Annotated in this window: 20 protein-coding genes; 10 read left to right on the top strand and 10 right to left on the bottom strand. The window is 69.2% G+C overall.

Annotation, left to right across the window (positions count from 1 at the left end; genetic code table 11):
* Positions 1-34: 34 nt before the first annotated feature.
* From RBB84_RS12955 to RBB84_RS12940, 4 genes are read left to right on the top strand one after another with little or no spacing between them, the layout of a single operon-like run.
* Positions 35-796: a hypothetical protein gene (locus RBB84_RS12955; protein ID WP_033097055.1), complete on the top strand. Its 762-nt coding sequence runs from the start codon at positions 35-37 to the stop codon at positions 794-796.
* A complete protein-coding gene (locus RBB84_RS12950) occupies positions 793-2,373 on the top strand; it encodes a DNA polymerase Y family protein (RefSeq protein WP_033097056.1) in 1,581 nt (526 codons plus the stop codon). Before RBB84_RS12955 ends, RBB84_RS12950 begins: the two co-directional genes overlap by 4 nt.
* Positions 2,374-2,388: 15 nt before the next feature.
* Entirely contained in the window at positions 2,389-3,177 is a 789-nt protein-coding gene (locus tag RBB84_RS12945; RefSeq protein WP_006550089.1) for an alpha/beta hydrolase, read from the top strand.
* An 11-nt stretch (positions 3,178-3,188) separates the two neighbouring features.
* A complete protein-coding gene (locus RBB84_RS12940) occupies positions 3,189-4,103 on the top strand; it encodes an exodeoxyribonuclease III (RefSeq protein WP_006550090.1) in 915 nt (304 codons plus the stop codon).
* A 49-nt stretch (positions 4,104-4,152) separates the two neighbouring features.
* On the opposite strand, the gene RBB84_RS12935 is transcribed toward RBB84_RS12940, so the two are convergent.
* Positions 4,153-5,259 carry an alcohol dehydrogenase catalytic domain-containing protein gene (locus tag RBB84_RS12935; protein WP_033097057.1) on the bottom strand — a complete coding sequence of 369 codons (1,107 nt, stop codon included), beginning with the start codon at positions 5,257-5,259 and terminating at the stop codon, positions 4,153-4,155.
* Between the two features lie 50 nt (positions 5,260-5,309).
* On the opposite strand from RBB84_RS12935, the gene RBB84_RS12930 reads away from it, so the two are divergent.
* Positions 5,310-5,834: a hypothetical protein gene (locus RBB84_RS12930; RefSeq protein WP_019288568.1), complete on the top strand. Its 525-nt coding sequence runs from the start codon at positions 5,310-5,312 to the stop codon at positions 5,832-5,834.
* 55 nt (positions 5,835-5,889) lie between these two features.
* Complete coding sequence (locus tag RBB84_RS12925) at positions 5,890-6,768, top strand: sucrase ferredoxin (protein ID WP_019288567.1); 879 nt, start codon at positions 5,890-5,892, stop codon at positions 6,766-6,768.
* A 55-nt stretch (positions 6,769-6,823) separates the two neighbouring features.
* Here RBB84_RS12925 and RBB84_RS12920 read toward each other — a convergent pair whose 3' ends face one another.
* The 4 genes from RBB84_RS12920 to RBB84_RS12905 form a co-directional block, all read right to left on the bottom strand.
* Complete coding sequence (locus RBB84_RS12920; RefSeq protein ID WP_006550094.1) at positions 6,824-8,947, bottom strand: MMPL family transporter; 2,124 nt, start codon at positions 8,945-8,947, stop codon at positions 6,824-6,826.
* A gap of 285 nt (positions 8,948-9,232) precedes the next feature.
* Entirely contained in the window at positions 9,233-10,762 is a 1,530-nt protein-coding gene (locus RBB84_RS12915) for a multicopper oxidase domain-containing protein (RefSeq protein WP_006550095.1), read from the bottom strand.
* Between the two features lie 74 nt (positions 10,763-10,836).
* Entirely contained in the window at positions 10,837-11,976 is a 1,140-nt protein-coding gene (locus RBB84_RS12910) for a DUF6596 domain-containing protein (protein ID WP_006550096.1), read from the bottom strand.
* 2 nt (positions 11,977-11,978) lie between these two features.
* On the bottom strand, positions 11,979-12,386 hold the full coding sequence (locus tag RBB84_RS12905; RefSeq protein WP_006550097.1) for a YciI family protein: 408 nt from the start codon (positions 12,384-12,386) through the stop codon (positions 11,979-11,981).
* A 112-nt stretch (positions 12,387-12,498) separates the two neighbouring features.
* Here RBB84_RS12905 and RBB84_RS12900 point away from each other — a divergent pair, with 112 nt between their 5' ends.
* The gene (locus tag RBB84_RS12900; RefSeq protein WP_006550098.1) at positions 12,499-13,404 is read left to right on the top strand and encodes a D-isomer specific 2-hydroxyacid dehydrogenase family protein; all 906 of its coding nucleotides are present in this window, start codon (positions 12,499-12,501) and stop codon (positions 13,402-13,404) included.
* Here the strand turns inward: RBB84_RS12900 and RBB84_RS12895 are convergent.
* On the bottom strand, positions 13,398-13,730 hold the full coding sequence (locus tag RBB84_RS12895; protein WP_006550100.1) for a metalloregulator ArsR/SmtB family transcription factor: 333 nt from the start codon (positions 13,728-13,730) through the stop codon (positions 13,398-13,400). The genes RBB84_RS12900 and RBB84_RS12895 overlap by 7 nt on opposite strands.
* On the bottom strand, positions 13,717-14,175 hold the full coding sequence (locus RBB84_RS12890) for an ATPase (protein WP_033097058.1): 459 nt from the start codon (positions 14,173-14,175) through the stop codon (positions 13,717-13,719). Before RBB84_RS12890 ends, RBB84_RS12895 begins: the two co-directional genes overlap by 14 nt.
* A 186-nt stretch (positions 14,176-14,361) precedes the next feature.
* On the opposite strand from RBB84_RS12890, the gene RBB84_RS12885 reads away from it, so the two are divergent.
* Genes RBB84_RS12885 through RBB84_RS12875 form a run of 3 tightly spaced genes read left to right on the top strand, consistent with a single transcriptional unit; the run spans position 14,362 to position 18,780 of the window.
* Complete coding sequence (locus RBB84_RS12885) at positions 14,362-17,613, top strand: error-prone DNA polymerase (protein ID WP_033097059.1); 3,252 nt, start codon at positions 14,362-14,364, stop codon at positions 17,611-17,613.
* Between the two features lie 11 nt (positions 17,614-17,624).
* Positions 17,625-18,479: a DUF4349 domain-containing protein gene (locus tag RBB84_RS12880; protein ID WP_033097060.1), complete on the top strand. Its 855-nt coding sequence runs from the start codon at positions 17,625-17,627 to the stop codon at positions 18,477-18,479.
* Complete coding sequence (locus RBB84_RS12875) at positions 18,472-18,780, top strand: rhodanese-like domain-containing protein (protein WP_006550105.1); 309 nt, start codon at positions 18,472-18,474, stop codon at positions 18,778-18,780. Before RBB84_RS12880 ends, RBB84_RS12875 begins: the two co-directional genes overlap by 8 nt.
* A gap of 62 nt (positions 18,781-18,842) precedes the next feature.
* On the opposite strand, the gene RBB84_RS12870 is transcribed toward RBB84_RS12875, so the two are convergent.
* From RBB84_RS12870 to RBB84_RS12860, 3 genes are read right to left on the bottom strand one after another with little or no spacing between them, the layout of a single operon-like run.
* Positions 18,843-19,337: a hypothetical protein gene (locus tag RBB84_RS12870; protein ID WP_006550106.1), complete on the bottom strand. Its 495-nt coding sequence runs from the start codon at positions 19,335-19,337 to the stop codon at positions 18,843-18,845.
* Positions 19,325-20,128, bottom strand: a complete 804-nt coding sequence (gene tatC, locus RBB84_RS12865; RefSeq protein WP_006550107.1) for a twin-arginine translocase subunit TatC — start codon at positions 20,126-20,128, stop codon at positions 19,325-19,327. The genes RBB84_RS12870 and tatC overlap by 13 nt, the downstream gene beginning before the upstream one ends.
* Complete coding sequence (locus RBB84_RS12860; RefSeq protein ID WP_006550108.1) at positions 20,125-20,364, bottom strand: twin-arginine translocase TatA/TatE family subunit; 240 nt, start codon at positions 20,362-20,364, stop codon at positions 20,125-20,127. The genes tatC and RBB84_RS12860 overlap by 4 nt, the downstream gene beginning before the upstream one ends.
* Between the last annotated feature and the right edge of the window lie 18 nt (positions 20,365-20,382).

Below are 20,382 nucleotides of genomic sequence, written 5' to 3'. Positions count from 1 at the left end.
TGTGTCAGGCGGCAGGCGGATGACAGGGGTGACAGTGGGCGAGGTGGCCGAATTTCCGGTGGACGACGAGGAAGCGGGTCGCGCGGAGCGGATCGAAGCGTTGCGACGTCGGATCGCGGCAGTGCCGGCGCGGGGCGAGGTCCAGTCCGTCGCGCGAGGCCGGGTCGAGGCCCCCTCCGACCGCATCCTGCCCGTCCCGGCTCCGCTCGCGGAACTGTTGCCCCAGGGCGGATTGGTGCGTGGCAGCGTCGTCTCGGTCTCGGGGGCCACCTCCCTTCTCCTCGGGATGCTCGCGTCCGTGACTGCCTCGGGCGGATACGCCGCCGTGATCGGTCAGCGCCGGCTGGGTCTGCTCGCCGCCGCGGAGATGGGAGCCCGTCTGCACCGGTTGGCTGTGATCCCCGATCCCGGACCGGATCCCGTGGAGATCGCCGCGGTGCTGCTCGACGGGATCGACCTGGTGGTGTTGGGGCTCGGTGGGGCATCGGTGCCGCCGTCCCGCGCTCGTGCGGTCGCCGCCCGGGCGCGGAGCAAGCAGTCCGTCCTCGTGGTCACGGACGGTCGCTGGGAGGGTGCACACGTGCGACTGGAGGCGCGGGTCGACGGTTATCGGGGTGTGGACGGTCCCGGCCGGGACCGGCTGTGCGCGACCCGCTTGTCGGTCCGGGCGCACGGGCGTGCGTTTCCTCCGCGCGCCACCCGCGTGGAGGTGTGCGCCGGCCGCAGTGCCGTCGAATGGGTGAGTGAGGAGCGAAATCGGCTGGAGGACGGGCATTTCCGTAAAGCGGTCCGGTGAACGACTCGTCCTCTCGACGGGCGCCCGCGCGGGTCGTGGCCCTCTGGTGCCCCGACTGGCCCGCCGTCGCCGCCGCCACCGCCGCGGAGTTGCCCGCGACCGTCCCGGTGGCGGTGGTCTCGGCGAATCGTGTCGTCGCCTGCTCGGCCTCGGCGCGGGCCGCGGGTGTCCGGCGCGGCCTGAGACGACGTGAGGCGCAGGCACGCTGCCCGGAACTGCATGTGGCCCGCTCGGATCCCGACCTGGAAGCGCGGACGTTCGAGGCGGTGGTGGCCGCAATCGATGCGGTGGCCCCGGGCGTGGAGGTGCTGCGCCCGGGGCTGGTGGTCCTCGCCGCGCGCGGTGCAGTCCGGTGGTTCGGTTCGGAGGAGGCCGCCGCGGAGGCCCTGATCGACGCGGTCGCGGCGACCGGCGTGGAATGCCAGGTCGGTGTCGCCGACGAGTTGTCCACAGCGGTCCTCGCCGCGCGCCGGAACGCGCTGGTCCCGACGGGGAGGGGCGCCGAGTTCCTGGCGCCGCTGCCGGTCTCGTATCTCGCGGTGGAACCGGCGCTGGCGGCTCCTCGGCGGGCCGACACGGTGGATCTGTTGCGCCGTCTCGGTATCCGCACCATCGGAGCGTTCGCCGCGTTGTCCCCGATCGATGTTGCGTCACGCTTCGACGCGGACGTCGTCGCTGCGCACCGGAGCGCACGGGGCCTGCCGGAACGTCCCCCGTCGGGGCGGCCGATCCCTCCGGACCTGACGGTCGAGCAGCCCTGCGACCCGCCGGTGGAGCGGGTCGACGCCGCGGCCTTCGCCGGTCGCGCACTGGCCGAACTGCTCCACACCAGGCTCGCGGCAGCAGGAGTCGCATGCACGCGACTGCTCGTGACGGCACGCACCGGGGCCGGGGAGGAACTCGCGCGCACCTGGCGCTGCGCCGAGCCGCTCACCCCCGAGGGTACGGCCGATCGTGTGCGATGGCAGCTCGACGGATGGCTCACCGGCCGCAACACGAACCGGCCCACGGCGGGAATCGTGCTGCTACGTCTCGAACCGGTCGAGGTCGTGGCCGCCGGCGCGCTGCAGCTCGGGCTCTGGGGCGGTGTCGGCGACGAGGACGAACGCGCACGTCGGGCGCTCGTCCGAGTGCAGGGCCTGCTCGGTGGGGACGCCGTCCGGATCGGAGTGCTCGGCGGCGGCCGGGGACCCACCGAACGGATCGTCCTCGTGCCCGTCGGCGACGAGGCGATACCGCACTCCGACCCGGACGCACCGTGGCCGGGCCGGCTCCCGCCCCCGGCTCCCGCGCTGGTGTTGCACACACCTCCCGCGATCCGGCTGGACGACGACGTGGGGAATCCGGTCTCGGTGACCGAGCGCGGACTGCTCAGCGGGTCACCTGCTCGGCTGCGATGGGGAAGTCGCAGCTGGACGGTGATCGGATGGGCCGGTCCGTGGCCGGTGGACGAGTACTGGTGGGATCCGGCCGCCGCCCGGTGCGCCGCCCGTCTGCAGGTGCTGCTCGAGGAATCACGGGCCCTGCTGGTGTTCTTCGGCGCCGACGGCTGGCGGGTGGAGGGCGTCTACGACTGAGTAGGCTCGAGCATCATGAGATCTCCGGTCCTCACCGTCGCGCCGAACGGGGTCGCCCTGGCGTATCGCGAATACGCTGCGTCCCGCGAATCCGCGGGGTCCGCCGCCCGTTCCGTGCCCGTACTGCTGGTGCACGGGATGGGGGGTGACGGGCGCACATGGACCCGGTTCGCCGGAAACCTGGTGAAGGCGGGCCGACGGGTGATCACCGTCGACCTGCGCGGGCACGGACGCAGCGGCCGGGCCCCCTCGTACCGTTTCGACGAGTTCGCCGCCGACGTCGCCGGCCTGTGCGCCCACCTCGGTGTCGAGGCCGTCGATCTCGTCGGGCACTCGCTCGGCGGTCATGTGGGATCGCTGGTCGCGCAACAGAATCCCGGCCTCGTCCGGCGACTTGTCCTCGAGGAGACACCTCTGCCGTTGCGGGAGGGGGATCCGGTTCCGGAGGTGCCGGCCCACCGCCCGACTCCCGCGGAGTTATGGCACGCCGCGACCAGCATGGCGCTCAACCCGCGCGCGGTCACCGCCTTCGACCGCTCGATGACGCCGTCGGTCGTCGCCCAGTTCCACACGCCGAATCCGGTGTGGTGGAAGCATCTTCCGTCCCTCGACGCTCCGACCCTGCTGTTGCGCGGAGCGCGCCGCGGCAGCATGGTCGACCCGCGCCTGTTGACGGCGGCAGTCGACGCGCTGCCTTCGGCCTCAGTGCGGGAGATCGGCTGCGGGCACAGCATCCACCGCGACCGTGCCCGCGATTTCGCAGCGGCCGTCGTCCCGTTCCTCACGGATCGAACGGTTGCCTAGACTGGACGATCGTGCGCATCGCGACCTTCAACATCAACGGAATCCGCGCCGCACAGCGCCGCGGATTCGAGGACTGGTTGCGTGAGCGCAACCCCGACGTGGTGGCCCTGCAGGAGGTACGCGCCCCGGCGGCTGCGATCCCGCAGGGAGTCTTCGGCAAGTACCACCTCGCCTACGACGAGGGCACCCTTCCCGGCCGCAACGGCGTCGGAATCCTGACCCTGCACGAACCTGCCGCCGTGCGCACCTGGAGCGGCACCGCACTGCTGCGACTTCCCGGTGAGGAACACGTCGACCGGATCGAGTTCGATCGGGGAGCGCTGGCACGCGGACTGTCCGAATTCGCCCACGAGGGGCGGTACGTCGAGGTGGATCTCGCCGACGCACCGATCACCGTGGCGTCGCTGTACCTGCCGAAGGGCGGGCTCCCGGCGCACCTCCAGAAGCCCGGGCGCATGCGCGACGAACCGGACGGTGGGATGCGCTACCAACGCAAGATGCGGTTCCTGTCGGCCTTCGCCCGGCAGCTGACCCGTAGCCGACTCGCGGCGCGCGCCCAGGGGCGGGAGTTCCTGATCATGGGTGATTTCAACGTCGCCCACACGCGCTACGACGTGCGCAACTGGCGGCGTCGCGGGCAGGCCGAGGGCTTCCTGCCCGAGGAACGCGCCTGGTTCGATTCACTGTTGTCGCCGCGCACGCTCGTCGACGTCGTCCGCCGGCATCATCCCGAGGTCGACGGTCCCTACTCGTGGTGGTCGTGGCTGGGGGAGTCGTTCGCCTCCGATTCCGGGTGGCGGATCGACTACCACCTCGCCACGCCGCGACTGGCCCGGACCGCGATCTCCGCAGGGACCGACCGCGATCCGGCGCCGGACCGGAGGATCAGCGATCACGCGCCGGTCGTCGTGGACTACGACATCTGAGTGACTGTCGTGGACTACGACGTCTGAGCTTGATATGTAGGGCTCGTGGTCAGTCCATGGTGAGGATCTGACGGAGGGCGGTTCCGTCGGCCAGGGCGTCCATCGCCTCGTTGATCCGACCCAGCGGCAGACGGTCGGTGACGAGTCGCTCGACCGGCAGTCGCCCCTCGCGCCACATGTCCACGAAGCGGGGGATGTCGCGGGCCGGGACGGCGGATCCGAGGTAGCTGCCCACCAGTGAGCGGCCCTCGCCGACGAGAGCGGTGGGCGAGATCTCGAGCCGGGCGTCGGGGGCGGGCAGGCCGACAGTGATCGTAGTGCCTCCCGGTCCGGTGAGCGCGACCGCCGTGGCGAGCGCGGGCACGCTCCCCGCGGCCTCGATGACCAGCCGCGCCTTCACGCCCTGTTCGACGGCCTCGTCCGGTGAGAGGACGCGTTCGGCTCCCAGCGACCGGGCCGTATCGCGCTTGTCCGGGGAGGTGTCGACGGCGATCACGGTGACGTCGTCGTGGGCCAGCGCCACGAGCAGCGCGGCCATCCCCACTCCGCCGAGACCGATGACGACCAGCGTGTCCCCGGCCTGAGGACGAGCAGTATTGACGACCGCACCGCCACCGGTCAGCACGGCGCAACCCATCAGCGCGGCGACCTCGGCGGGGACGTCGTCGCCGACACCGACGAGCGACCGCGTGTCGACGACGGCGTGGGTCGCGAAGGCCGATGCTCCCAGATGGTGGTGGACGTCGTTCCCGTCGCGGTGCAGCCGCCGGGCGCCCGACAGCAGGGTTCCCGCCGCGTTCGCGGCCGATCCCGGGATGCAGGGACGGATGCCGTTGCTCGCGCAGCCCTCGCACTCACCGCAGCGGGGCATGAAGGTCATGACGACCCGCTCGCCGACGGAGAATCCGGTGGTGTCGTCGCCGAGTTCGACGATGCGTCCGGCCGCTTCGTGCCCGAGCAGCATGGGAACCGGACGAGGCCGGTTGCCGTCGACCACGGACAGATCGGAGTGGCACACACCGGCGCATTCGATCTCGACCAGCGCCTCACCCGGGCCCGGTGGGTCGAGTTCGAGAAGGTCCACGCTGAGCGGGGTGGACTTTTCGTACCGCCGTCGACGTCCGATCTCCTCCAGGACTGCTCCGGTGATCTGCACGAGTCTCCCTTCCGTAGAGTCGCGGATTCTCCGCCTCTAGCATCACGAGCATGACACTCACCCGGGCCGACCGCTTCCTCATCGGTGCTACCGCAGTCTTCCTCGTGTCCCAGGCGAACATCGGTCGGGTTCTCGGCTCCACGGCCCCGACGGTGGGCACCCTCCAGACCACCTTCTCGGCCGCGAAGTACCGAAAGATCCTCGACAATCTCGGTCCTGAGGAGATCGAGCGCTACCGGCAGCACTACTACTGGGACATGGTCCATCCGGCGACCTTCGCGATCGCATTGCGGGCCGGTGCACGATCGCTCGACGAACACCGCCCGCTGTTGCCGAGCACGCGTCGGATCCTGATGGCGGCGCCCGTCGTCGCCGCGGCGGGGGACTACGTCGAGAACGCCGTCGGCCTGTACCTGCTGGATCACCGCACCCGGATCGACGATCGGACGGTCCGGGCTGCCTCGACCGTCAGCGTCACCAAGTGGGTGCTGGCGCTGGGCAGTTTCGCGTACCTGTCGCAGGGATTCCTGCGGATGTGGGGCGGTGCGGCACAGCGGGTTCTTCGCCGCGGCTGACCGGTCACTGCGGGGTGCTGGGCCGTCACGAGGGTGTCCGGGCCACAATGTCCGCGTGACCACCATCTCCGCCCCCACCTGTTCCGCACTGTCCGCACTCGACGAGCCGCTGCCCGGTACGGCGGCCACCGCGCCCGGCTACGTGTGCCTCGAGGTGCCGACGGGCTGGGGCCGCGACGTGCTCGACGGCACCGCCCTCGGCGCCGAGTTGTCGGACGAATTGTCCGCCCGGGCGAAGGTCGCGGACGTGCGGATCCTGTTCATCCGGAGACCCGGCCGCGACGTGGTGCGGGAGACCCGGACCGTCCTGCTGGCCCGCACCGAACCGGAGAACACCTGGTGCGAGCGGCTCGAGATCACCGAGCCGGCGGAGCTGCTCGACATCGTCCCCCGTGTGGTCGCAGGTCCGGCCCCCGGTTTCGGCACGGCCGTGCAGGACCCGATCGCCCTGGTGTGCGCTCACGGAAAGCGGGACCGGTGCTGCGCTGTGCTGGGGCGCCCGATCGCGGCCGCTCTGACCGCCGAGTTCGGGCAGGACGTGTGGGAGTGCTCGCACACCGGCGGACACCGTTTCGCGCCGTCGATGATCATGCTGCCCACCGGTTACACCTACGGGCGGCTCGACGAGGACGACAGTCTCGCCGCCGTCCGCGACGCCGGGAAGGGCAAGGTCCACGCGGCCGGTCTGCGGGGTCGCAGCACCTGGGGTGCGGCCGGGCAGGCCGCCGAGATCGCGGTGCGCGAGGCGATCGACGAGTTCGCGATCGACGCCGTGACGGTCGAGGACGGGGACGAGCCGATCGTGCGTCATCGCGACGGCCGGGCATGGCAGGTCGGGGTGGAGACCTCGGAACTACCGGCCCGGCCGGCGAGCTGCGGTGCCGCGGCCAAGCCGGCGCGTCCCGTCGTCGCGACGACGATCACGCCGCTGTAGCGACACCCCGACCACCCGGCCGCTCTGCGGTTCAGTGATCCCGCCGCTCTGCGGTCTAGTGACCCAGTCCGACCTTCGCGTGCACGCGCTTCATCCACGCCGGTGCCCACCAGTTGGCCTCGCCCATGAGCTTGACCAGTGACGGCACGAGCAGCATGCGCACGATCGTTGCGTCGATGATCAGCGCGACGATCATGCCGACGCCGAGGAACCGCATGATCGACAGGCCGGAGATGGTGAAGGCCCCGGTGACCACGATCAGCAGCAGTGCAGCGGCGGTGACGACACGTCCGGTGCGGGCAATGCCGTACTCGACGGCTTCTACCGTCGTCGCTCCGGCCGCGCGGGCCTCCATCATGCGCGACATGAGGAACACCTCGTAGTCGGTCGACAGGCCGAACACCACGGCGAGGATGAGGACGACGAAGGTCGGCTCCATCGCCGCGGGAACGACGTGCAGCCACGAAGCACCGTGGCCCAGCTGGAACACCCAGGTCAGCACGCCGAAGGTCGCGGCGAGACTCAGTGCCGCCATGAGCACCGCCTTGATCGGCAGTGCCACCGACCCGAATGCCAGGAACAGCAGCACCAGGGTCGAGAGCACCATGATCGTGATCATCCAGGGGAGCGAATCCGAGACGGCCTGGTTGGCGTCGTCGACGAGAGCCCGGCCGCCGCCGACGAGCAGGTCGGTGCCGTCCGGCACGTCCAGGGCGCGCAGTTCGCCGGTGATCTCGCTCGCCCGTGCGGTGCCGTCCACGCCCTGAGCGTAGAGGCCTTGCAGGACCACCACGTCGGACTCCTGCCCGACGATGACGGTCTGCGAGATGCCGTCGACCTTGGCGACCTCGGTGGACACCGTGCGCACGGCAGTGCTGTCCGGGGCCTGTCCGTTCTCACCACGCAGGACGAGCGTGGCGCCGTTGCCGGTGCTCGGGAACTCGTCGAGCAAGGTCTGGGTGGCTGCGCGGGCCTGGCTGTCCTCGGGCAGGGCGGTGTATTCGATCTCCCCGAACCGTGCTTCGAACAGGGGCGACGCGAGTACGAGGAGACCGCCGGTGATCACCACCGCGATCAGGGCGGGACGGCGCACGACCTTGCGGACGACCCCACCCCAGAAACGACGTGCCCGCGCTTCGGCGCGGGTGGAGGTCTCACGGTCCCAGGTCCACGCGTTGATGCGGTGGCCGAGCATCGTCAGCAGGGCGGGAACCGCGGTCAGCGACAGGACGGCGGCACCGAGGACGGCGGCCATGGCACCGAGGCCGAGCGACCGCAGCACCGTCTGCGGGAAGACGAGCATGCCCGCGAACGCGCAGATCAGCAGGGCAGCGGAGAACATCACGGTGTGACCGGCGGTGGACATCGTCCGCTTGACCGCCGAGGTGACGTCCGAACCGGCCGCGAGTTCCTCGCGGTAGCGGCTGACGATGAACAGGCCGTAGTCGATCGCCAGGCCCAGACCGATCAGCGACGTGATGTTCAGCGCGTACGACGACACCTCGGTGAAATTCGACAGCAGGCGCAGGGTGGCGAGGGACGAGAAGATCGCGAGCACACCCACGAAGACCGGGACCGCGGCGGCGATCACCCCGCCGAAGATGAACACCAGCAGCACCAGCGTGATGGGCACCGCGATGAGCTCGGACCGGACGAGATCGCTCTCCAGGGTGTCGGTGAACTCGATCGCGACCACGGTGTTGCCGGCGAACTGCGATTCCACGCCGGGCACCTCGAGCAGGTCGAGGGCTTCGGGGAAGCTCGCGGCCGTGAGCCCGGAGTTCGCGCCGAGCGTGATCGAGGCAGCCACGCTGCGTTGGTCGGTCGACAGCAGCAGTTGGTTCATCGGCGGCGGAGCGGTCCAGTAGGTCTGGATCGACTCGGCGGGGACGGCGTCCTGGAACTCGGCGAGGGTTCTTTCGATGTCGGGACGGATGTCGTCGACCGTGCGTCCCTCGGGTGCGGTGTAGAGCGCGATGATGTCCGCGGCCTGCGACCCGAAGTTCTCGTAGATGATCTGCTCGACCTCGACGGCCTCGCTGTTCGGGTCGTAGTAGCCCGTGCCGGTCAGCTTGCCGAAGATCCCGACGCCCCAGGCGCCGGCGAAGAGCACGACGAGCAGCACGATCGCCAGTACCCATCGGCTCCTGGTGACGACGATCTCGGCCCAGCGACTCATGCCCACTCCCGGTTCCGCTGACGATTGTGACGATCGGCAACTGTACTGGCGTGGAGTGGGAGGGCTTTACCCTGCTCGGCCGGAACGGGCACGAGATCAGGGGAGGAAGAAGGTGGACCGACGCGCCGGATGCCTCACGGCACGGTGCGCAACGTGGCTCCAGCCGGACGGTATTCCACGAAGGCGGTTTCTCATTGGCTCCGGGGCGTACGCGACGCGCCGATCCACACTCCTCAACAGGGGTGGGCGGGGATCCATTCCCCGCCCTGCCGGACGTGACCGGGTTCACCCGCCGTCGTGGGCATGGTGGGCCGTGCCGGCCACCTGCGTCACCTCGTGCACCTCGTCGGCGCCGACCACCACGAACTGCCCCATCATCCCGGCGTCCTCGTGTTTGAGCAGGTGACAGTGGTACATGTACGGCATCGCCGGATCGGTGTGGCTACCGAACGGAACGAGCAGCCGCACCGTCGCCGCCGGCGGGATGAAGACGGTGTCCTTGCGCCCCGCCAGGGACGGATGGTCGGGACTCATCCCGGTCATGCCGAGGATCTCGAACTGCACGTCGTGGATGTGGAAGTTGTGGATCGTGCCGCTGGCGTTGGTCACCTCCCACAGTTCCGTGGTGCCGGCGACGATCACCTCGTCGATCCGGCTCATGTCCATCTCGCGATCGTTGATGGTCGTCGACGACGTCAGGTCGATGCGGCGGGTGTTGCTCGGCTCCCCGAGCTCCGGGAGGGTCGTCAGCTTCTCCGGGATCGCGGCCGACGACCCGAGCACGGGTGCCGTCCGCAGTTCGAGGACGTCCAGGCGATCGTCACCACCGGAGAAGCGGTCCTGGAAGAAGCCGGCCTTCAGCTCGGGTGGGGTGCTGCGCAGCACGTGGCTCGAACCTGCTTCCGGCCGGACGACGATCTCGGCGCGCTCACCCGGCGACAGCTGGAGGCTGCGGACGGCCTGCGGTTCCTCGAGCAGACCGCCGTCGCTGCCGACGACGAGGAACGGCATCCCGGTGTCGAACGAGAAGTTGTAGACGCGCGCGTTCGACGCGTTGAGCACCCGGAGCCGGACCGTCTCGGTGCCGACGTCCAGGAACGGTCGCGGTGTGCCGTTGACGAGGATCTCGTCGCCGAGCGTCCCGACGTCGGCGAAGATCGCGTTGCTGTCGTCGAGCTGATCGCCCTCGAACTTCCGGTCCTGGACGATGAGGGGGATGTCGTCGACCCCGTAGTCGTGGGGGAGCGGCGACGTGCCGGGTTCGTCGATCAGGAACATGCCCGCGACACCCCGGTACACGTGCGCGGCGGTGGAACCGTGCAGGTGCGGGTGGTACCAGAGGGTCGCGGCCGGCTGATCGACGGTCCAGTACGGCGACCATGTCGTTCCCGGCTCGATCGGCTGGTGCGGTCCGCCGTCCATCGCCGCGGGCAGGTGCATGCCGTGCCAGTGCATCGTGCTCGTCTCGTCGAGTTCGTTCGTGACGTTCACGCGCACGTTCTCACCCCGCACGGCGCGGAGGGTGGGCCCGAGATAGCTGCCGTTCACTCCCCACGTCCGGGTGTCGGGGCCGTGCCCGAGGTCGGTCGTGCCGCGCTGCATGGTCAGGTCGAACACGCGTGTGCCGTCGGCGTCGACGGTGCCCGACTCGACGGGAGGGATGCGCAGGGCGGTGTCGAAGTCGACGCGTCCGGTGGTGTCGATCGCGCGCGTGGTCCACGCGTGGACGGCCAGGCCACCGATGACCGCCACGAACGCGAGGAAGAGCACGAAGGGTATGGCGAGCAGACGCACCAGGAGTTTCACGACATCCATGCTCGTTCTCCCGCACTCTCGGCACATCCGGCGTGGCACCGGATTTCATGGTGGGGGAGAACCCTGAGCGACCCTCAGGAAACGCTGTGCAGGCGCGCCGCCTGCCGCACGAGATGGTCCCGCTCGGGGACGCTGGTCGCCAGGTGTGCGGCCTCCGTGTAGAGCCGGGCCGCCGTGGCCGTGTCGCCGGCGCGTTCGTGGAGATATGCCGCGGCCGCCGTGTACCGAGGCAAGCCGGGGTCGAGTTCGGCCAGCGCCGCGAGACCGGCCTGCGGTCCGTCCGCCTCACCGACCGCGACGGCGCGGTTGAGGCGGGCCACCGGGTTGTCGGTGAACCGCAGGAGCTCGTCGTACCACTCGACGATCTGCACCCAGTCGGTCTCCTCCGCAGTGCGTGCGTCGGCGTGAAGGGCGGCGACGGCGGCCTGTGCCTGGAACTCGCCGAGCCTGTCGCGGGCGAGTGCGGCCTGCAGGATCTCCACGCCCTCCGCGATCATGCGCGTGTCCCACAGGCTGCGGTCCTGTTCGGCGAGGGGGACGAGACTGCCGTCCGGCCGGATGCGCGCCGCTCGCCGGGCGTGGTGGAGCAGCATCAACGCGAGCAGACCCGACACCTCGGGGTGGTCGATCACCGCTGCCAGCCGGCGCGTGAGCCGGATGGCCTCGGTGGCCAGGTCGACGTCACCCGAATAACCCTCGTTGAACACGAGATAGAGCACCCGCAGCACCGTCGCGACATCGCCCGGCCGATCCAGCCGGACGTCCGCGATCGTGCGCTTGGCCCGGCTGATGCGTTGGGCCATCGTCGCTTCCGGGACGAGATAGGCCTGCGCGATCTGCCGGGTGGTCAACCCACCGACGGCCCGCAGGGTCAGCGCGACCGCCGACCCGGGCGTGAGCGACGGGTGGGCACACAGGAAGTACAACGCGAGGGTGTCGTCCACCGGTGTGCCCGGACCGGGCCGGGGCTCGGCGTCGACGAGGATCTCGCGGCGCCGGCGGGATGCGTCGGCGCGTACGGTGTCGAGGAATCTGCGCCACGCCACCGCGACCAGCCAGCCCTTCGGGTCGCGTGGCGGATCCTCCGGCCACACCCGCAGGGCTTCGACGAGCGCGTCCTGCACGGCATCCTCGGCCGCTGCGAAATCCGCTCCGCGGCGGACGAGGATGCCGATCACGGTGGGGACGAGCGTGCGCAGCAGAGCCTCGTCCACGTCTACTCCGTGACGGTCGGCGGCTCGGACATGAACGGGCGCACCTCGAGCCATTCGTGGATCGGCTTCCCGCCGGCTCCCGGCGCGGCCGACAGTTCGGCGGCCAACTCCAGTGCCCGGTCGTAGCTGTCGACGTCGATCACCATCCACCCGGCGATGAGATCCTTCGTCTCCGGGAACGGCCCGTCGGTGACCGGGGGACGTCCCTCACCGTCGTAACGGACGAAGGTGCCCTCCGGGGAGAGCGCCTGCGCGTCGACGAACTCGCCGGTGCTCTCGAGACGGGCGGCGAAATCCTGCATGTACCGGATGTGGGCCGACACCTCGTCCGGCTCCCACTGATCCATGGGTACGTCGTTCACCGCTGCCGGGGCGCCGCGGTAATGCTTGAGCAGCAGGTACTTGGCCATGATGTTCTCCTCCGTGCGGTACGGTCCATTGTGGCCGCGTTCGTGGAGGAGACGGAGCCGCTTCCGGATTCTCGACATCCCTCCGCGAGGGATTCGAGGTTAGGGTCGCGGCATGCGTATTCATCTCGGACCGGGCCACGACGAACACCTCGCCACCGCGATCGTCTCCGGCGGTGGAACCCTCTCCGAACTGGACGAGGCCGATGCCCTGGTGTGGGACGGCAGCGCCGAGGAGTTCCCGGATCTGCCCGACCGAGTCCGCTGGGTGCAGCTCACCTACGCGGGTATCGAACCGTTCTTCCGGGCGGGCGTGATCGACGACCGGCGGCTGTGGGCGAATGCGTCCGGTGTGTACGCCGACAACGTGGCCGAGTACGCGGTGGGAGCGCTGCTCGTGGGGTTGCGGCAGTTCCACGCCTCGGTTGCCGCGAAGCGGTGGACCAAGGACGTTCTCGACCCGCGGGTGCGGACCCTCCACGGCTCGACCGTGGCCATCGTCGGATGCGGCGGTATCGGCCGGGCGATGATCCCGCGCCTGCACGCCCTCGGCGCGTCCGTCGTCGCGGTCAATCGTTCGGGCCGTCCCGTCGACGGCGCGAAGGTCACGCTGCCGGCCGACCGCACGTCGGAGGTGTGGTCGATGGCCGATCACTTCGTCGTCGCCGCACCCGCGACCGCCGAGACCGATCATCTCGTCGACGCCGCCGCGCTCGCGGCGATGCCCGGGTCGGCGTGGCTTGTGAACGTCGCGCGGGGCAACCTCGTCGACACCGACGCGCTGGTGAAGGCGCTCGGGGACGGTGCGATCGCCGGGGCGGTCCTCGACGTGACCGATCCCGAACCGTTGCCCGACGGTCATCCGCTGTGGGATCTCGACAACGCCGTGATCACACCGCACATCGCCAATACGCGCAGCCGGCTGACGCAGACGTTCGCGCCGACCCTCGAGGAGAACGTGCGCCGGTTCGCCGCGGGTGAGGAGTTGATCGCCCGGGTCGATCCGAACGCGGGTTACTGAGGCCGTTCGGCCGCCTTCTTGATCGCGGACAGGCGGCGGTCCCAGCCTGCCCCCACGGCGTCGATCGCACGCCCGACCGCGCTCAGCCGCGATCCGACGGCGGAGAAGCGGATCTCCCGTCCGGCGCGCTCGGAGGTCACGAGACCGCACCGTTCGAGCACCGCCAGATGCTTGGCGATGGCCTGACGGGAGACCGTGAACTCGGCCGCGAGCCCGGACGCCGACGCCGGGGATCGGCCCAGTCGCTGCAGGATGCGCCATCGGGTGTCGTCGGCCAGGGCCGCGAAAACGGGATGCAGGTCGGCGGAGAACTCAGCGTCGGGCAACGCTTCCGTCCTTCTCGAGATGGTGCTTGGCGATTTCCAGTTCGGCCGTCCAGCCGCGGGAGTTCTCCTCGAAGCGGGTGCGGCGTTCGCTCGCGTCGCCGGGCAGGGAGTCGAATCCGCTTTCCGTGACTCGTAATTCGGTCGTGCCGGTGTCGAGGGCGGTGAGCCGGAACTCGACGAGGGTGGACGGGCTGTCGGGATCGGTGTGGTCGGCGAGCCAGCGGAAGGCGGCGTAGTGCGGTTCGTCGAGGGTCACGGTGCGGAAGACGAAGGCGCCGTGGACCGGATCTTGCACGGTGGTGAGATCTCCGTCGTGTTCGATGCGGTGCTCGGTCCACTCGTTGTCGTTGATGTACCAGCCGGGTTCGGCCACGAGTGTCCATACCCGGTCCACAGGGGCGTCGATGGTGATGTCGCGTTCGATGCGGTCGAGTTCGTCGGTCATGACTGTCTCCTCCGATGGGAATGCAACTCCAGGGTTGCACCCCTATCGCCCATGGTGCAACCCCCTGGTTGCAGTCGATTGTGCAGTTCTCGTCGACATGCCTGGATGCATCGACGAGATCTGCACGCGTTCGAGCATTGAACTCGAACACATGTGCGATACTGAACCGGTCGAGGAGGTGCCGGAGTGGGATGGGGAAACGGTCCGCCGACCTGGTCGGAGATGGAGCGCGTGCTCTCGGGACGACCCGGCACTTCCCGTCGCGATACCGAACATCCCGGCGACGGGAGCGACAGCCCGGCGTGGTCGCGCACCCGCGCCGAGTACGAGGCGCGGGTCCGACGTCCCGAGGGGCCGGTCGTGCCCTACGCCGAACTGCACACCCACTCCGCGTTCAGCTTCCTCGACGGTGCCTCCACGCCGGAGGAACTCGCCGAGGAGGCGGCACGACTCGGACTCGAGGCCCTCGCGGTGACCGACCACGACGGACTGTACGGAGCGGTGCGATTCGCCGAAGCCGCACGCGAACTCGACATCCGCACCGTCTTCGGAGCCGAGCTGGGCCTCGACGATGCGCACCTGCTCGTCCTCGCCCGCGGTCAGGAGGGTTATCGACGCCTGTCGCGGCAGATCGCCGACGCCCACCTCGCAGGAGGGGAGAAGAACAACCCGAGGTACGACTACGACGCGCTCACCGACGCCGCCGGTGGGCACTGGCAGATCCTCACCGGTTGTCGCCGGGGGCACCTGCGACAGGCGCTCACCACGGGCGGGATCCCCGCCGCCGAAGCGGCATTGCTCGATCTCGTCGACCGGTTCGGTGCCGACCGCGTGACCGTCGAACTCACCCGTCACGGATATCCCGACGACCACGAACGCAACGCAGCCCTCTTCGAACTTGCCGGGCGACACGGAATTCCGTGCATCGCGAGCACGGCAGCGCACTTCGCGCACCCCCGTCGGCGACGCCTGGCAATGGCCGTGGCGGCGATCTCCGACCGGCAGAGCCTCGACGACGCCGTCGGCCGGATCCCGCCGACCGGAGGCGGACACCTGCGGTCGGGGGAGGAGATGGCGTGGCTGTTCGAGGCCTTTCCGGGTGTCGTGCACCGTGCCGCCGAACTCGGCCGTGAATGCGCCTTCGACCTGCGTCTCGTCGCCCCGAAACTGCCGCCCTTCGATGTTCCCGACGGGCACACCGAGTTCACCTGGCTGCGCGAACTCACCTACGACGGGGCGCATCGCCGCTACGGTCCGGTCGAGCGCCGCCCCGACGCCTATCGGCAGATCGAACACGAACTCGATGTCGTCGGCCGGCTGGGATTTCCGGGATACTTCCTCGTCGTCCACGACATCGTCGACTTCTGCAAGCGAAACGACATCCTGTGCCAGGGAAGAGGATCAGCCGCCAACTCGGCGGTCTGCTACGCGATCGGCATCACCAACGTCGATCCCGTCGGCAACAAGCTGCTGTTCGAACGCTTCCTGTCGCCCGAACGCGACGGCCCACCCGACATCGACCTCGACATCGAATCCGACCGGCGCGAGGAGGCGATCCAGTACGTCTACCGCAAGTACGGGCGGATCAATGCCGCGCAGGTCGCGAACGTCATCACCTACCGCGGTCGCTCCGCTGTCCGCGACATGGCCCGTGCCCTCGGATACTCGCAGGGACAGCAGGACGCGTGGAGCAAGCTCATCGGCCGGTGGGGTGGGGTGCGGGTCGAGACCGACGAACGGATCCCGGAGACGGTTCTCGATCTCGCCGAACAGATCGAAGGTCTCCCACGGCATCTCGGCATCCACTCGGGCGGAATGGTGATCTGCGACCGGGCCGTCGCCGACGTGTGCCCCGTCGAATGGGCGCGGATGGAAGGGCGCACCGTCCTGCAGTGGGACAAGGACGACTGTGCTGCAGCGGGTCTCGTGAAGTTCGATCTGCTCGGCCTCGGCATGCTCTCCGCGTTGCATTACATGATCGACCTCGTCGACGAACACGAAGGCGTCCGAGTCGACCTCGCACACCTCGATCTCTCCGAGCCGGGGGTCTACGAGATGTTGTGCCGCGCCGACTCGGTGGGGGTCTTCCAGGTGGAGTCGCGGGCGCAGATGGCCACTCTGCCGCGGTTGAAGCCGCGATGCTTCTACGATCTGGTCATCGAGGTGGCCATCATCCGGCCCGGCCCCATCCAGGGCGGTTCGGTGCACCCCTACATCCGGCGGCGCAACGGTCTCGAACCCGTCACCTACGACCATCCCTGCCTCGAGAAGGCCCTCGAACGCACCCTCGGCGTTCCGCTCTTCCAGGAGCAACTCATGCAGATGGCCGTCGACGCCGCGGGATTCACCGCGGCGGAGGCCGATCGATTACGTCGCGCCATGGGATCGAAACGCTCGACGGAGAAGATGGAACGTCTGCGCGGACGCCTCTATCAGGGCATGCGGGACCTGCACGGCATCACGGGGGACGTCGCCGACCGCATCTACGAGAAGCTCTACGCCTTCGCGAATTTCGGTTTTCCCGAAAGTCATTCGCAGAGCTTCGCCTCGCTGGTGTTCTATTCGGCATGGTTCAAACTGCACCATCCCGCAGCGTTCTGTGCGGGCCTGCTGCGTGCTCAGCCGATGGGTTTCTACTCGCCGCAATCGCTGGTCGCCGATGCCCGCCGTCATGGTGTGGTCGTCCACGGCCCCGACATCGCGGCGAGTCTCGCGCACGCCACCCTCGAGAACGAAGGGAAGGAGGTCCGGCTCGGCCTGGCCACGGTGCGGCACATCGGCGACGACCTCGCCGAACGCATCGTGACCGAACGCAGTGCCCACGGCCCGTACACCTCGCCCGCCGACCTCGCCGCCCGCGTCGGTCTCACCACCACGCAGGTCGAGGCGCTGGCCACCGCAGGAGCTTTCTCCTCGTTCGGCGTCACCCGCCGCGAAGCCCTCTGGGGTGCGGCCCCGGCCGCGGCACAACGCCCCGGGCGGCTCCCCGGGATCGGGACGGTGCCGACTCCGGCCCTGCCGGGGATGAGCGCTCTCGAACTCGCCGCCGCCGACGTCTGGGCCACGGGAATCTCGCCCGACAGCTATCCGACGCAGTTTCTGCGCGAGCGGCTCGACGAACTCGGGGTGATCCCGGCCGCGGAGTTGTGGCAGGTCCCCGACGGGACGCGCATCCTCGTCGGCGGGGCCGTGACACACCGGCAGCGACCTGCAACAGCCGCCGGTGTCACCTTCCTCAACCTCGAGGACGAGACCGGAATGGTGAACGTGGTGTGCTCGGTCGGTCTGTGGGCGCGCTACCGGACCGTGGCCCACACGGCTCCCGCCCTGCTCGTCCGCGGCCGGCTCCAGAACGCCGAGGGCGTGGTCACGCTCCTCGCCGACCATCTCGAAGCCATGGATCTGCGAATGCCGAGCAGATCACGCGACTTTCGCTAACATCGCCGAGTGTGAAACGCCTGTGGCCGGTCTCGTTGGCTCTGTTCGCTCTGGTCGTCACCGGCTGCGACGAGGGTGGTGGAGGCGAGGGCTCCTCGGCGTCCGCGCCTGCGATCTCGGCACCGGCGATCGTCGACGGCGGTCTCCGCGAGTCGCAACCCGAAGAGGCCGACCGCAAGGAGGTCGTCACCGGCTACCTCGAGATGGATGCCGGCGATCCCGTGGCGACGGGCCGCCGGGTCATGACGGTCGTCGAGGAAGCCGGTGGACGCGTCGACTCGCTCACCGAACAACCCGAGGCGAGCAGCGTGCTCACGGTGCGGGTGCCCGCCGACCGGCTCGACGAGGTCGTCGACGAGATCCGCACACTCGGCCGTGTCACCAGCCTGAGCACCACCCGCGACGACGTGACGATGCAGTACACCGACCTCGAAGCCCGGGTGGGTGCGTTGCGGGCCTCGGTGGACCGCCTGCGGGCACTGCTCGAGTCGTCGGCCGACGTCGAGGCGCTGATCGCTGCAGAGACCGCGCTGGCCGAACGACAGGCCGAACTCGACAGCCTCGAGGCGCAGCGACGGCAGCTGGGCGACCGGATCGAACTGTCCACGCTCACCGTCGACATCACCACCGACCGCCTTCCCTCCGAACAGGACAGTTTCTGGGACGGGCTGGTCGCAGGATGGAACAGCCTGTGGGCCGCGCTGGGGGCAGCGGTGGTCGGTATCGGCGCCGCGCTACCGTGGGTGGCGTTCCTGTTCGTGTGTGCAGGTGTCCTCTACCTGGTCATCCGGCTCATCACCCGACGGGGACGTTCGTCCGGAACCACCGGGACGCCCGACACCGAGAGGACCGACAGCGATGCGTGAGGTCGACCTGGCCGCACTCGAATCCGCGCTCACCGACGGGGCGACCGTCATCGACGTGCGTGAACGCGACGAATACGCCCAGGTGCGCGTACCCGGCGTCACGAACATCCCGCTCAGCGAGTTCGTCGCGCGGATCGACGAGATCCCCACCGAGGGCACCGTCTACGTCGTCTGCGCCGTGGGTGGCCGCAGCCTGCAGGCCGCGCAGTATCTCGCCGGTCGCGGTGTCGACGCCGTGTCCGTCGCGGGTGGCACCGACGGATGGGCCCGCTCGGGTCGTCCGGTGGAGAGCGACGCCTGACTGCTCTCGTCGTCGAACGCGCGCCGTGGCACCGGGCCGCTCACCTTCGGCCTGCCGAAGGCTCATGTCGACACGGATCCGGGTGCCGGGTCCGTCTCGGGCACCGGCGGATCGTCCGGTGGGTGTGTCGGGAGGCGTGTCTCGGCGGCGATGCGGCGGGGATCGTCGTGGGGGAGCGAATCGATGAGGATCCGCCGGGGGTGTGCCGCGGTTCCGGTGACCAGATACTTCCGGCCGGGACGCACGTGCCGGGCCTGATCGATCATCTCGTCGGTGCCGGCCGGTGTTGCCGGCGGGTGCGCGGCAGGTTCGAGCAGTACGTCGTTCACGATCGTACGAGGATCGTACCGACGCAGGTCGAGTGATTGCCATTCGTTGCGGCGCAACGAGATTCCCATGTCGCGTTCGGCGTCGCTGCGGGTCTTGTCGATGAGATGCCGTAGGGCCCGGACTGTCCCGGCGAAGTGCTGGGCGTAGACGGGCAGGCGTTGTGGGCCGATCACGATTCCTGCCAGAAGAACCACGAGGAACAGTTTTTCGAGGGTCAGGCCGAACATGGTGTGGATTCCTCCCTGACGAGATCGGGATCGTGCGATGTGAGAGCGCGACGTGCCGCCCTCCGGTCGTGCAGACGGGTGATCACGAGAGCGGCGCCGAACAGAGCCGACATCGGTAACGCGACCAGGAACATCGACAACACGTCCGCGGACGGCGTGACCAGAGCACTGAACAGGGTGATGACCACGACGATGAGGCGCCAGCTGCGGCGCAGGGTGTGCGCGGAGACGACCCCGAGACAGTTCAGCATCACCAGCACCACCGGCAGGACGAATGCGATCCCGGTCGCCAGCACGATCTTCATCACGAAGTCCACGTAGTAGGAAGCATTGAGAAGGGTGCTGTCCCGGTCGGAGGAGAAGCCGGTGAGCACGCTCACCATGCGGGGGAAGAGCAGGAAACCGAAGGCGCACCCCCCAGCGAACAGTGGAGCGGCTGCCGCGGAGAACCCGATCACGTACTTCTTCTCGCGACGGGTCAGTCCGGGGGTGACGAAGGCGAACAGTTCGCACAACCAGACGGGACCGGAGACGATGACCCCGGAGAACAGCGCGATCTTCAGTTCGACGTCGAACGCTCCGGTGATCGTGTCGTAGTTGAGGCTCGCCTGGCGGGATCGGGCCAACTCCTCGATGGGTGCGCGCAGAAGGTCGAGGACCTGATCGGCGAAGACGAAACCGCCGATCACGCCGACCAGCAGCGCCACCGCCGCGCGAAGTCCGCGCCGTCGTGCCTCACGCAGGTGATCGGTGAGCGGCATCGTGCCGCGCGTGGCGGTGCGGGCCGTCATGACGCGGGTCGGTAGGGAACCGGGGTGCTCGTGACGGTGGTCGTCGAGTGCTCGCCGAGGGCGGTGGGGGCGTTGTCCTGCGGGGACGGAGTGGATTCCTCACGGATTTCGTCCTTGAGGATGCGCAGAGATTGTCCGACACCCTTGGCGAGGGCGGGAAGTTTGGCAGCTCCGAAGACGAGCAGGAGGATCGCCAGGACGATGAGGGCGTGCCAGCCCGTGAGATTGTGCAACATGGTGGAGTCCTTCGATGG

It is taken from the genome of Rhodococcus sp. D-6, from assembly GCF_040256695.1.
Classification (GTDB): domain Bacteria; phylum Actinomycetota; class Actinomycetes; order Mycobacteriales; family Mycobacteriaceae; genus Rhodococcus; species Rhodococcus pyridinivorans.
This window is presented reverse-complemented; position numbering and strand designations above follow the sequence as displayed.

Excerpts from the sequence above, each read along its gene's own strand:
- RBB84_RS12945 (WP_006550089.1), top strand. The coding sequence starts at position 2,389 with ATGAGATCTCCGGTCCTCACCGTCGCGCCGAACGGGGTCGCCCTGGCG.
- RBB84_RS12930 (WP_019288568.1), top strand. The coding sequence starts at position 5,310 with ATGACACTCACCCGGGCCGACCGCTTCCTCATCGGTGCTACCGCAGTC.
- RBB84_RS12915 (WP_006550095.1), bottom strand. The coding sequence starts at position 10,762 with ATGGATGTCGTGAAACTCCTGGTGCGTCTGCTCGCCATACCCTTCGTG.
- RBB84_RS12870 (WP_006550106.1), bottom strand. The coding sequence starts at position 19,337 with ATGTTCGGCCTGACCCTCGAAAAACTGTTCCTCGTGGTTCTTCTGGCA.
- RBB84_RS12860 (WP_006550108.1), bottom strand. The coding sequence starts at position 20,364 with ATGTTGCACAATCTCACGGGCTGGCACGCCCTCATCGTCCTGGCGATC.
- RBB84_RS12905 (WP_006550097.1), bottom strand. The coding sequence starts at position 12,386 with ATGGCCAAGTACCTGCTGCTCAAGCATTACCGCGGCGCCCCGGCAGCG.
- RBB84_RS12875 (WP_006550105.1), top strand. The coding sequence starts at position 18,472 with ATGCGTGAGGTCGACCTGGCCGCACTCGAATCCGCGCTCACCGACGGG.
- RBB84_RS12900 (WP_006550098.1), top strand. The coding sequence starts at position 12,499 with ATGCGTATTCATCTCGGACCGGGCCACGACGAACACCTCGCCACCGCG.
- RBB84_RS12920 (WP_006550094.1), bottom strand. The coding sequence starts at position 8,947 with ATGAGTCGCTGGGCCGAGATCGTCGTCACCAGGAGCCGATGGGTACTG.
- RBB84_RS12890 (WP_033097058.1), bottom strand. The coding sequence starts at position 14,175 with ATGACCGACGAACTCGACCGCATCGAACGCGACATCACCATCGACGCC.
- tatC (WP_006550107.1), bottom strand. The coding sequence starts at position 20,128 with ATGACGGCCCGCACCGCCACGCGCGGCACGATGCCGCTCACCGATCAC.